Annotated in this window: 8 protein-coding genes and 1 pseudogene; 4 read left to right on the forward strand and 5 right to left on the reverse strand. The window is 47.6% G+C overall.

The features are described 5' to 3' along the window. Positions 1-2: 2 nt before the first annotated feature. The 4 genes from treA to nhaD form a co-directional block, all read right to left on the reverse strand. Positions 3-1,505, reverse strand: coding sequence for an alpha,alpha-trehalase TreA (gene treA / locus ACH3Y6_RS10490; protein ID WP_490835566.1), 1,503 nt, complete (start codon positions 1,503-1,505; stop codon positions 3-5). A 9-nt stretch (positions 1,506-1,514) separates the two neighbouring features. Next, positions 1,515-2,768 carry an MFS transporter gene (locus ACH3Y6_RS10495; RefSeq protein WP_490835567.1) on the reverse strand — a complete coding sequence of 418 codons (1,254 nt, stop codon included), beginning with the start codon at positions 2,766-2,768 and terminating at the stop codon, positions 1,515-1,517. Positions 2,769-2,799: 31 nt separating this feature from the next. Beyond that, positions 2,800-3,918 (reverse strand): lactonase family protein, encoded by a 1,119-nt coding sequence (locus ACH3Y6_RS10500; RefSeq protein WP_490835568.1) that lies wholly within the window; start codon positions 3,916-3,918, stop codon positions 2,800-2,802. A gap of 75 nt (positions 3,919-3,993) precedes the next feature. Further along, on the reverse strand, positions 3,994-5,274 hold the full coding sequence (gene nhaD / locus ACH3Y6_RS10505; RefSeq protein ID WP_490835569.1) for a sodium:proton antiporter NhaD: 1,281 nt from the start codon (positions 5,272-5,274) through the stop codon (positions 3,994-3,996). A gap of 186 nt (positions 5,275-5,460) precedes the next feature. Between nhaD and ACH3Y6_RS10510 the strand changes: the two are divergent. Both ACH3Y6_RS10510 and ACH3Y6_RS10515 read left to right on the forward strand, forming a co-directional pair. Next, a pseudogene (locus tag ACH3Y6_RS10510) lies at positions 5,461-5,859 on the forward strand (PPC domain-containing DNA-binding protein); the annotation flags it as partial. Between the two features lie 76 nt (positions 5,860-5,935). After that, positions 5,936-7,180 carry a peroxiredoxin family protein gene (locus tag ACH3Y6_RS10515; protein WP_490835570.1) on the forward strand — a complete coding sequence of 415 codons (1,245 nt, stop codon included), beginning with the start codon at positions 5,936-5,938 and terminating at the stop codon, positions 7,178-7,180. A 57-nt stretch (positions 7,181-7,237) separates the two neighbouring features. Here the strand turns inward: ACH3Y6_RS10515 and ACH3Y6_RS10520 are convergent, their stop codons facing one another. Next, positions 7,238-9,658 carry an alpha/beta hydrolase family protein gene (locus ACH3Y6_RS10520; protein WP_490835571.1) on the reverse strand — a complete coding sequence of 807 codons (2,421 nt, stop codon included), beginning with the start codon at positions 9,656-9,658 and terminating at the stop codon, positions 7,238-7,240. Positions 9,659-10,049: 391 nt separating this feature from the next. On the opposite strand from ACH3Y6_RS10520, the gene hisG reads away from it, so the two are divergent. Next, positions 10,050-10,940: an ATP phosphoribosyltransferase gene (gene hisG / locus ACH3Y6_RS10525; protein ID WP_490835572.1), complete on the forward strand. Its 891-nt coding sequence runs from the start codon at positions 10,050-10,052 to the stop codon at positions 10,938-10,940. Between the two features lie 170 nt (positions 10,941-11,110). Next, on the forward strand, positions 11,111-12,391 hold the full coding sequence (hisD, locus tag ACH3Y6_RS10530; RefSeq protein ID WP_490835573.1) for a histidinol dehydrogenase: 1,281 nt from the start codon (positions 11,111-11,113) through the stop codon (positions 12,389-12,391). Positions 12,392-12,425 lie beyond the last annotated feature (34 nt).

A 12,425-nucleotide genomic window follows, 5' to 3' on the forward strand; every position in this document is an offset into this window, starting at 1 on the left:
ATTTAACTGACAGACCTGAATTTCAGGTACACACCATTGGTCCAGCCAAAACCGTCCTGGTTAGGATATTCACCTCCGCCCGCCTGGCTGCCGGTATCGGTTACATTGTATTTTTCCATCAGTTTGCCGGTAGCCGCATATACTTTCTCATTGTTGTGCATCCAGTTATCCCTAATCTTCTTTGCAAGTGAATGGAACCCGTATGGTACCCTGCTGAACGCCTGGTAGGCTATCCATTGGAGTGGCGCCCATCCGTTAGGTGCATCCCATTGCTGTCCGGTGTGCTGCAGGGTGGTGAGCAGTCCGCCAGGTTGCAGGAACCTGCTCTCTATGATATCCGCCACTTTCCCCGCCTGTTGCATATCTGCCAGTGCAAAGAACAGTGGAAAAACGGCTGCCAGTGTATATGCTTCTGAAGACCGGTTCTCGCGGAACTGGTAATCGAAGTAAAACCCTTTCTCTTCGTTCCAGCAATATTGCTGAATTGCTGTCTTTCTTTGGAGGAAACGTGCAAACAACTGCTCACTCTTTGCCGTATTGCCCTGGTTGCCGTATGTGATGGATAACAGCATTTCCATAGAACACAAAAGAGAGTTCAGGTCAACAGGGATCAGATCTGTGGTTTGAATGGTGCCCATATCATCCTTATCCTTGAACCAGCGGCTGCTGAAATCCCAGCCTGATTCTGCTGCTGCACGGATGTGCCGGTACACTTCCGACGGGTTACGGCCCGATCTGCTGGCCAGGTGTTGGTCTTCTATGAATGCTTCCGGTCGGGCTGTGTCAAAATCGTCCCAGTAACGGTTCAGGACAGAGCCATCCGACATTCGAACCGAACGACGGTGTGTGGGGCAGGTATCAGAAAGCTGTTCTTCGCCATCCATCCAAAATTGGTATTCTCTCTCCAATTGGGGAAGATAGTGCAGCAAAATACCATCACCTTTCATTTCCGACAGTAATAAAACCATTGAGGCAAAAAAAGGCGGTTGTGAACGGCCTAAATAATAACTCCGGTTACCGTTGGGGATAAAACCAACCGTATCGATCAGGTAAGCAAAATTGTTTACCATATTTTCGATAATATCTACCCGTTTGGATACCTGTAAACCAAGCATCGTGAAATAACTGTCCCAGTAATATACTTCCCGAAAACGGCCACCCGGAACAATATAGGGATGAGGCAGTGGTAACAAACTACCGGCTTCCCGATCGGGTGTACGGGTGAGTACATCCCAAAGCTCTGATATATGCAGGGTAATGGGTTTGTTGGCAGACCTATAACTGCTATCGGGTTCGGATGGTAATTGGAAATGAGATTCTATGAATGCCAGGAGGTTGAAGCCTGCTGTTGTTTTGGCACTGTTGTAGGCGGTAATAATATTGGCTATCGGTTGCAAAGGAATCGCATCCACGAAATACTTGGAATCTGCAAAGAGCCCGCTGCGCTGTACGTCTTCATACAGTGGGGATAGCTGATCCAGCGTAAGATAGTTGGTAAGCTCCATGCGTTATCATTAATGCCCCTGTTCCGGATTGGCCAGTTTGAACCGGTTTTGCAGGCGTTTGAAAATAAAGAGACAGGTGATGAGTATGGCCATCGGAACAAGAGAAAAATAAAAGGCAGTTTGCCCGCCGTACTTTTCAAAAATATGTCCTGTGATGATGGAGCCGGTTGTGCCGCCCAGTGCCGAGAAGATGATGATGAGACCACTCATCAATCCATGTTTTTGCACAGGTAGTGTACTCAGTATCACGGAATTCACGGCTGGGTAAATAGGAGCGATCAGCAATCCGATAAGGGGGAAAATGAATGCAGCCAGGGGTGCACTGCTCCATCCGGTAATGGGTTTGCCGGACACATTCTCTGCCATAGGTATGGCAAGTAATACTAATGCAGCGGCCAGTATCAAAGACCCGGCCAAGACCAGGAACCAGTTCATTTTTTTCAGCAGTAATCCTGCGAGGAACCTGCCCACGGCGGTAGAACCTGCCAGGATACTGGCCATCTGTATACTAAGGGCAGCGGGTAGCAGCAGCACTTTGTTGTTGAAAGTGGGAAGCCAGCTCATGATACTCTGCTCAATCAGTACATAAAAGAAAGCACAGAAAATAAATACAAGCACAATAGGAGACACCATCAGCCGGAACATTTTGCCAAAGTCTTTTACCAGAGAGCCGTTCTCCTGGTTCCTTACCGTGGATTCATCCAGGGGCGCGCTTAACAACAAAAGGAAGGCAGCCAGTGAGATGGCACCCAGTACATAATACACTTTCAGCCATTGGGTGGATTGCGGGTTCTGATCATCTACAAAATAGCCGAAAATGAAATAGCCGGTAAGGATGCCGATCATGAAAAACGATTCAATGAAGTTCATCAGGCTGATATGTTCTTTCTCATTACGGGTGACCAGGCCGATGGTACTGTAGACAGACATCTTGATCAACGCGAAACCAGAACCTACAGCGGCGAACAATAGCTTGGTAGTGAAGAAACTTCCGGTAAACGGCATGATGAAGCAGATGGCTGTTACAAATCCTAATGCGATCAGCATCGCATTCTTATAACCGATACGGGTTATGTAGGATGATACCAGGAACGAAACGATGGCGATGCTCAGGTCTTTGAAGGCTTCCAGTACCGAAGCGGCTCCCTGGGCCACACCATAGTTGTTCTGCACCTGCAGGATAACGGTTCCTACACTGTTCAGCAGGATGGCAAAAACAAAGTAATTGAGAAAAAGCGAGGCTTTGATCTTCCAGTTCTGCATAATGCTGTTTTAGGTTAGCGGAATGCGGTTCTTATTTTTCCAACAGTTGCAGGCATACCGGGCTGGGGACTTCTACTTTCTGTGGGGTAGCCTGTAATAGCCCCGTCTTCTGGTTCCTTTTAAAGATCACAATATTATTCGTCTTCTGGTTGGCCACCAGCAGATATTTTCCGCTCGGATCAATGATGAAATTCCGGGGTTGCATGCCTTCTACCGATTGATAACCTACGCTGGTCAGTTTCCCACTTACCGGGTGGATGGAGAAGATGGCAATATTATTTTCTTCGCCTCGATTGGATGCATAGAGAAATTTTCCATCGGGCGATACATGGATATCCGCACTGCCAGGCTGTCCCGTAAAATTATCCGGGTGAGTGGCAATGGTTTGGATATTTTTCATGATACCATTACTGTAAGTAGATACGGTAACCGTTCCCGTAAGCTCTTCTATGCGATACACCCATTTTTTATTGGGATGAAATGCCAGGTGTCTGGGACCACTGCCTGGTTCGGAAGCACTGAAAGGAACGGCTGCAGGTTGTAAAGGTTTTTGATCGGTGGCAGTAAAGCGATAACTCATCACTTTGTCCATACCCAGATCTGGTGCCAGGATATATTGATAGTCTGGTGAGAAAAATGTGGCATGTACATGTGCACTGGTCTGCCGCTCTTTGTTACCACCGGAGCCTTTGTGCTGGATGAGTTGTGCATAAGGTGCCAGTGTTCCATCAGGATTTACCGGCAGTGCCGATAGGTTACCGCCACTGTAGTTTGCCACAACGACCCATTTACCCGAGGGGTGCATCGTTATAAAACAAGGATCATCGCCACCGCTGACTTGCTGGTTCAGTAACCGCAATTGTCCGTTGGCCTTGTTAAAAGCATAAGCACTTACCCGTCCTGGAATATTACGTCCGGTTTCATTAACGGCATAAACATACCGGCCATTGGGTGCTATCGTAAGAAAAGAAGGGTTGCTGCTGCTGTCGGTATTGCTTATCCAGTTCAACTCTCCGTTCTGGGCATTGAACTCGTATACGTAAATGCCTTTGCTGTTACCTGTGGTATAGGTGCCGACAAACAGGAAATAGTGCTGGGCATATAAAGCCGGGGCTGACAAACATAGGCATAGGGCAAACAGGTATCGCATACGGAATTATTTTAGGACCTGTAAGATAAAGATTGCCCGTGAGATATGAAAGTAGCCTTTATTAGATCTGTTATTTTAATACAGGTGCAGTGCATGCTGCAGGATAAATGTGAGAATACCGCCCAGAAATCCCAACAAAGCCAGCCAGCCGATTTTTTTGAGGTACCACACAAAATCGATCTTTTCAATACCCATGACAGCCACACCGGCTGCGGAGCCTATGATGATCATACTGCCCCCTGTTCCTGTAGTAAGCGCCAGGAATTCCCAGAAGGGGTGATCAGTCGGATAAGTGGCCAGATCGTACATACCCTGTGATGCTGCTACCAGTGGTACATTGTCTACAAGTGCAGATAGCACACCCAATGTAGCACCAATTAGGTAATCGTTTTGTAAATGCGTACTTAAAAAAACGGCCAATTGTGTTAGTATGCCAACCGATTGTAAGGCGGCCACTGCCAATAAAATACCGAGGAAAAAGAGGATACTGGATGAGTCTATCCGTTGCAGGGCTCTGGCCACGGTGTATTTTTCTGCCAGCTCAGCATCTTTCCTTTTGTGCAGCAGGGTAGTGATGACCCACATACAACCCAATGCCAGCAGCATACCCATAAACGGGGGTAAATGGGTAATGGTTTTGAATACCGGAACAAATACAAGAAAACCTATCCCGGAGAACAGCATAATACTTCCCTCTTTTTTCTCCCTGGCCGTGGTAGTAGCCAGGGGCTGTAATACCAGTGTTTTTCCGGCAAAACGCCTGGCAATCAGCAAAGTAGGTATCAAGCCCACCACCAGGCTGGGCAATATCAGTTGTTGGATGATATTGAGTGCAGTAATCTGTCCGCCAATCCAGAGCATGGTAGTGGTTACATCACCCAGTGGCGACCAGGCCCCGCCTGCATTGGCCGCGATTACGATCATACCTGCAAACCATAATTTATCCTCTTTATCTGACAGAATCTTGGCACAGAGCGACGTCATAACAATAGCTGTAGTCAGGTTGTCCAACAGCGCAGAAAGGAAAAAAGTGATGGCGGCGATGAGCACTAACAGGCTTGATTTACGTGAGGCGGTGATCTTTTCTGTAATGATCTCAAAACCATTGTGTGAGTCGATCAGTTCCACGATCGTCATGGCGCCCAACAGGAAAAACAGGATCGAAGCGATCTCTCCCAGGTGGTGCATCAGTTCTTCTACAGCTGTGTGCGAGTCAGTTCCCTGCAGGAGGTAAATGGTCCAGCAAAGTACGCCAGTGATCAGCGCAGGTGCAGCTTTGTTTAACTGCAAAGGATGTTCAAAGGCGATGGCAAGATACCCTATCACAAAAATCGCTATCAGTAAAAGTGTGACCATGATAAATGAATTATTATGAGCAGATACATACAAATATATTCTTTAAAGTAACACCGGTTTACCTTGATAGCGGTTGTTCCGATGGTTTATTTATATTCGTAACATGCGTTATCCGGCTTTTTTAGTGACGGTCTTTCTTTTTTTGATTATTGCCTGTAATCCTTCAGCTATTATGCAACCGAATTCAAAATACATGCTTTCCGTTTATTGCCAGGACAGGATCTGAGAAAATCCATAGAACAGTATGTAAGGGAGCATAAGATACAGGCAGGATGGGTTGCCTCCTGTGTCGGCAGCCTTACTGAATACCAGCTCCGTTTTGCCAACCAGGACAGGGCTTATGGCGATAAAGGACATTTTGAGATCGTGAGTCTCACCGGAACCGTTTCGGTGAATGGCTCGCATCTGCATATGGCTGTTTCTGACAGTACCGGCAAGACCATCGGCGGCCATTTGCTGGACGGGAATATTGTCTATACCACAGCTGAGATCGTGATCGGCGAATCCAAAGAACAGGTATTTATGCGCGAAAAAGATGGGTCTACACCCTGGGAGGAGTTGCAGGTAAAGCCCGCAAAGCCATAAATGTATGATAAGTCAGTTTTTACGAATCCGGTAAATTAACATATTGGGTTATCAGGTGAGTTCTATTTTCGTATCCATGAAAAAAGTTATGGTATATCAATGTGTGAAATGGGTATTGATGTGTATGACCATGCTGACAATGGTGCATGCACAGAAAGGCCCGGAAAATACTGCCTGGTTCGGGTATTTGTTGCGGGAAGACGGCAAAAAGGTTCGTTTTCATTTCGATCTCCGGACGGAGAACCATAAGCCGGTGATGTACATCATCAATGCGGCTGAAAAGTTGCGGGTAGATAAGATCCGGTATACTGCCGATTCTATATTTATTGAAATGCCGGTTTTTGAATCCTATTTCCGTGCCAGGAGGGTGTCTGCGCAAAGATGGGAAGGCTCCTGGACCAATGCAGGATCCACCCAATGGATCGTAATGCCATTCATAGCTGAACAGCAGGCGGCAGTTACACAGCCGGCACTGGCAGCACCTAAGACCGATATCACAGGTAAGTGGCAGGTAACGTTGACCCGTCCGAATGGTACTACAAGACCCGCTATAGGTGAGTGGCAGCAGAAAGGCAACCAGCTTACAGGAACTTTTCTCGCGCCTTCCGGTGATTATCGTTATCTCACTGGTGTGGTTAATGGCGATAGCCTGCAGCTGTCGACCTTTGATGGGGCACATGCTTTTCTGTTCACGGCAGGTATCAACAATGACAATGAAATAACCGGGGGCATGTTTTATTCGGGGGCTACCGGAGTAGAGCCCTGGGTGGCTGTCAGGAACAAGGATGCCAGCTTGCCTGATGCTGCTGCCGTTTACCTGAAAGAAGGCCAGGAAACACTGAATTTCCGTTTTCGTGACCTTGATCAAAAATGGGTATCGATCAATGATGCCAAGTATAAAAATAAAGTTGTCGTAGTGCAGATCATGGGCTCCTGGTGCCCTAACTGCATGGATGAAACAGCTTTCCTGAGTGACTATTACCGGAAAAACAAACAGCGCGGGGTTGAGATCATTGGCCTGGCATACGAGTATAGTACCGATTTTGAAAGGGCCCGCAACAGTATCCGGAAATTCAAGGACAGGTTCCAGGTCGGCTATCCGTTATTGAATACGGGTGTTGCGGTATCCGATAGTTTGCGTACGGAAAAAACGCTGCCGCAGATCACGCCCATCAAAGCATTTCCTACCACAATTTTTATCGGGAAGGATGGTAAAGTGGCAAAGATCAAAGCAGGTTTTGTAGGACCCGGTGCGGGTATGTATCATGAACAGCTGAAAAAAGAATTTGAAGCAACTGTTGAACAGTTGCTGAAACAATAATGAAAAGGGCTCACAGATTAGCTGTGAGCCCTTTTCATTACAGGTAGTTCTTGTTATTTATTTGGCGTTCTTCACATATTTCTCCAGCCACTGGTACTGCTCCCATAAAGTGTGCAGTACGTTTTCCTTGCCACGGTAGCCATGGGCTTCATAGGGCAGAAATACAAAACGAACCGTACCGCCATTTCCTTTGATGGCAGCAAACAGACGCTCGCTGTTGATGGGGTAGGTGCCGGTATTGTCGTCTGCTTCGCCATGTATCAGGAGGATCGGTGTTTTGATCTTGTCTGCATAACTGAAGGGACTCATCTCATAATAGAGTTTGGGTGCCTGCCAGTAGGTACGGTCCTCGTTCTGGAAACCAAATGGCGTTAATGTTCTGTTGTAGGCACCGCTGCGGGCAATACCTGCTTTGAACAGGTTGGTATGCGCCAGCAGGTTGGCGGTCATGAATGCACCATAACTGTGCCCCCCAACTGCCATACGGTTCCTGTCACCCACACCCAACTCAACCAGCTTGTTGATGGCGGCTTCTGCATTCAGTGTTAATTGCGCAACAAAATCATCGTTCGGTTTTTTATCCGGTCCCGTTGCCACGATCGGCATTTCTGCATTTTCCAGGATGGCATATCCCTGTGTTACATAATAGATGGGTGTGCCCCAGCTCAAGGTGGTAAAACGGTCCTTACTTCCACGTACCTGTGCAGCATCGGCGGCAGAGTTGAATTCGCGCGGATAGGCCCAGATCACCACAGGTAACGGACCATCTTTGTCCTTGTTGTATCCCTTGGGCAGGTACAGGTCGCCGGTAAGGTCAACCCCATCAGCCCTTTTGTATTTGATCTTTTCTTTGGTCACGCCTTCCAGTTGCGGGTAGGGGTTGGTAAAATGGGTGATGGCCTTATCAGCCATGCGCAATACCAGGTGTTTGATATAATAGTTGGGAACTTCTTTCTGCGATTCCCTTCTGGTGAGCAATACCAGTTTATTGGCGTCGATCACATCTTCCACCGCTTCGAACACACCTTCCTGGCAGCGCCAGATGATCTCGTTCTGTTTACTGGTCAGGTCGAACTTGGCCAGGAACGGAAGATCTCCTTGGGGCGATGCACCTGTGGTATTGTTCATCAGGATCTTGCTGCCGTTATCAGTGGTCTGGATGATTGCCCGGCCGAACGCATTTTTTGTCATTACTGGAGAGCCCGGATTGTTATAGGCATCTGTCATGTTACGCTCGTACAATAACTCCAGTGTGTTGGAGGAAGCATTGAAACGGCTTACGCGGAACATCTGTTTAGACCTTGACATTTCAGTTACCAGCGCCAGTGAAGCATTGCCCCAGGTAGTGCCCGCATATCGCATCCTGGTTTTGAACAGTTCTTTTGCTTCACCGGTAAAAGGAGCACTCAATGCGTACACCGCATCGTGAAATTCAACTTGTTTTTTGATCAGACCGCTATCCAGTGGCATGGCCCAGGTAACGGTAGCAGCTTCGTCATCGCGCCAGTCATAACCGCGTGCAACGTTCTGTGTGTTGTCATAACCAGAAGGAGTTCCTTCCGTTGAAGGAAGTTCTGCCAGCACTTTTACCAGTTTGCCGCTGAGGTCGGTAATGCTGATGGTAGATGGGAACCCGTTGGCAGTGACCAGGTAAGAGAAGGGCTTGCGGATGGTACGGACCATCATGTATTTCTTATCGGGTGATAGTGAGAAACTGCTGATCAAGGCAGGTTTGCCTATTTTGGTTTCTACGCCGTTTTTATTTTGCACCAGTTGCGTGGTTGCAAAGAACTCGAATAGCTGTTCATCGTAGGGCGACTTGATCAGGTCCTGGTAAGTAGGACTGGGTGCTGTTTTACCCAGGTTCTGCTGAATGGTGGGCCCTTTGGGTGTTATGGGTTTTTTGGGCGCATTGGCCGCAGGTTGCGTAGCGGCTTTGTAAAGAATGGTAACATCGTCTACCCAGGTATAAGCGTTGCCCAATACAGTATTCAGTGGCTGTTTGTTCAGTTTACTGGCTTTTTTGGTAGCAATATCAATCACATACAGGTCTACCTGTTTGCCGGTAGTATGGGTGAATGCAATTCTGGTTTCGGATGGGTTCCAGCTAACATTACTTGCCAGGAGGTTAGCGGGTAATCCTACTACGGCAAATTCCTGGTTGTTTTTGATATTCTTTAACCGGAAATTGTTGATAAAGAACTGCCTGCTGGGCGAGAAGTTATTTGGGTTTAAACGCAGGCCGGCAATACGGCTCTCGGGTTGTCCCAGCTCCTCAACAGTTGGATACGAGTTGCGTTCGCTCAGTAACATCCATTCGGCTTTACTGTCAATACGGACGGTAGGCGTAGGCTTGGCCAGTAACAGGTCAGCCACATCTTTGGGGGGTACCTGGTAACTCGTGGCATCCTGCCCAAAGGCAATACTGCCAAAGAAAAAGAGCAGTAAAAGGGTTGTGATCGGTCTTTTGTTTCTCATGATAGTTTAGTTTGTATAGTAGGGGTTATTGGTAAACACGAACATAATCCAACGAGAGAATAATAACAACTGTAAGTTTTTTTATTAGAGTCTATCTTTTGGATACCTAAGATACTTACAAAACAGGCTTTATCGGGCTTCCGATGAACCCCTTTTGAAAAAAATTTGCGGGCAAATAGTATAGGCTGTACTTTTGTGTCCTGATATGAAAACATTCGCACATACTCATCACCATCATTTCTTACCCCAGGGGTAGGCTGTTGGTGTTTTGTGTGGTTTACGATAAAACATTAAAGGGCTTACCGAAGGGTAGGCCCTTTGCTTTTGCCCCCATCCTCTGAAGGGGGGCTATCATACTTCAGAGAAAAAAAATCGCGAAGCGATCAATGGTATGAAAGACAGTACTCAAAAAACAGCAGCAGTTGGCGACAAACTCAAGTTGGCGATCCAGAAAAGCGGCCGGCTGCATGATGATTCGATCCGTTTATTGAAAGAATGTGGTATCGATATCAGCAACGGCGTTAACAAACTGAAAGCGGAAGCCAGCAATTTTCCGATCGAAGTGTATTTCCTGCGTGATGATGATATCCCGCAATATGTGGAAGATGGGGTGGCCGATATCGGTTTTGTAGGTGAGAACGTAGTGTATGAAAAGAAAAAGAAAGTGACCGTGGCTGAAAAGCTGGGTTTTGGCAAATGCCGACTGAGCCTGGCCGTAAGAAAGGGTGAGGACTATACCGGCGTTCAGTTCCTTTCCGGTAAGAAGATTGCTACCAGTTACCCGGTGATACTGGGTGATTTCCTGAAAGAGAACGGCATTGATGCAGAGATCCACGAGATCAGCGGTAGTGTGGAGATCGCGCCAGGCATTGGATTGGCAGATGCTATCTGTGACCTGGTAAGCAGCGGCTCCACTTTGTTCATGAATGGATTGAAAGAAACGGAAAGTATCCTGCAGTCCCAGGCGGTGCTGATCAAGAACAAAGATCTGAGCGAGGAAAAGGAACAGTTGATCGCAAGACTGTTATTCCGTATCCAATCAGTAAAAAAAGCCAAGAACAACAAATACATCCTGCTGAATGCGCCCAATGCCAAGCTGCAAGAGATCATTGCCTTGTTGCCTGGTATGAAAAGTCCTACGGTCCTGCCACTGGCCGAAGAGGGCTGGAGCAGTGTGCACAGTGTACTGAATGAAAATGAATTCTGGGATATCATTGAACAGCTGAAAGCGGCCGGTGCCCAGGGAATTCTGGTGGTGCCGATAGAGAAGATGATTGTGTAGTGAGTGGTGAGTGGGAAGTGAATTGGAGATGGGGTATTGTGAATGGTCAATTGTGAATGGAGAATGGTCAATAGAGCTAATCCATTGACCATTCACAATTGACCATTGCCAACTTCCTACTCAACACTCACGATAACCTGCTCCGTTTAAAATCTTTAGAAAACAGGAATATGAAAATTGTACAATACCCCGAGAAAGCCGCCTGGCAACAATTGCTTACGCGGCCTGCTATTGATAACAGTTCGCTGCAACAGAAAGTAAGGGAGGTGATGCACGAAGTGAAGCTGGTGGGTGATGCGGCTGTAAAAAAATTTACCCGCCAGTTTGATGGTGTGGAACTGGCAGATTTCGTTGTGTCGGAGAAAGAGATCAGTGAGGCCGCGGATATGCTGTCCGATGAACTGAAGCAGGCCATCAGACAGGCTGCTGCCAATATTGAACTGTTTCACCAGAAACAAACGGCTGCAGTAGAAGTGGTAGAGACCATGCCCGGCATACAATGCTGGCGCAGGAGTATCGGAATTGAGAAAGTAGGCCTGTACATACCCGGGGGTACGGCCCCTCTTTTCTCCACCATCCTGATGCTGGCCATTCCGGCAAAGATCGCGGAATGCAAAAAAATAGTATTGTGTTCGCCCCCGGGTAAAGATGGTAAACTCAATCCGGCTATTCTATATGCGGCATCCATTACCGGCATCAGATCGGTGTATAAGATCGGTGGGGTACAGGCCATTGCAGCCATGGCTTATGGAACTGATACGGTACCGCAGGTGTATAAGATATTCGGACCGGGTAACCAGTACGTGACCTGCGCCAAACAACTGGTACAGCAGGAAGGCATCGCCATAGATATGCCGGCGGGACCAAGCGAGGTCTGTGTGCTGGCAGATGATACGGCTGATGCCGCATTTGTTGCTGCCGACCTGCTGAGCCAGGCCGAACATGGAGTAGACAGTCAGGTATTACTGGTTACCACATCTGCATCATTGTTAGAACAGGTGCAGACAGAACTGGAGCAACAATTGGCACAGTTGTCGCGCAGAGAGCTGGCTGCAAAGGCCCTGGCTAACAGTACGGCCATTCTGGTCAAGAACAGGGAGGAAGCGCTGGCCCTGGTAAATGAATATGCTGCCGAACACCTCATCATCTCCTGTAAAGATGCGGATGAAATGGCTGAGCAGGTAGTTAATGCGGGTTCTGTATTCATCGGTAACTATTCGCCGGAAAGTGTGGGTGATTATGCCAGCGGTACCAATCACACATTGCCCACCAATGGTTTTGCCAAAGCCTACAGCGGGGTAAGTGTGGACAGTTTTGTGAAGAAAGTGACTTACCAGAAATTATCACAGCAGGGTTTGCAGAACATCGGAGAGACCGTGGTGCTGATGGCGGAAGCCGAAGGGCTGGATGCACATGCCAATGCGGTACGTGTCCGTCTTAAGAAAGGATAAAAATCACTGATCATTCAAAGAATAAAGAAAATAA

This window comes from Sediminibacterium sp. FW305-C-269 (assembly GCF_058231045.1).

What these genes read in the sequence shown, in the direction of transcription:
- treA (WP_490835566.1), bottom strand. Translation starts at nt 1,505, where the DNA reads ATGGAGCTTACCAACTATCTTACGCTGGATCAGCTATCCCCACTGTAT.
- ACH3Y6_RS10495 (WP_490835567.1), bottom strand. Translation starts at nt 2,768, where the DNA reads ATGCAGAACTGGAAGATCAAAGCCTCGCTTTTTCTCAATTACTTTGTT.
- ACH3Y6_RS10500 (WP_490835568.1), bottom strand. Translation starts at nt 3,918, where the DNA reads ATGCGATACCTGTTTGCCCTATGCCTATGTTTGTCAGCCCCGGCTTTA.
- nhaD (WP_490835569.1), bottom strand. Translation starts at nt 5,274, where the DNA reads ATGGTCACACTTTTACTGATAGCGATTTTTGTGATAGGGTATCTTGCC.
- ACH3Y6_RS10515 (WP_490835570.1), top strand. Translation starts at nt 5,936, where the DNA reads ATGAAAAAAGTTATGGTATATCAATGTGTGAAATGGGTATTGATGTGT.
- ACH3Y6_RS10520 (WP_490835571.1), bottom strand. Translation starts at nt 9,658, where the DNA reads ATGAGAAACAAAAGACCGATCACAACCCTTTTACTGCTCTTTTTCTTT.
- hisG (WP_490835572.1), top strand. Translation starts at nt 10,050, where the DNA reads ATGAAAGACAGTACTCAAAAAACAGCAGCAGTTGGCGACAAACTCAAG.
- hisD (WP_490835573.1), top strand. Translation starts at nt 11,111, where the DNA reads ATGAAAATTGTACAATACCCCGAGAAAGCCGCCTGGCAACAATTGCTT.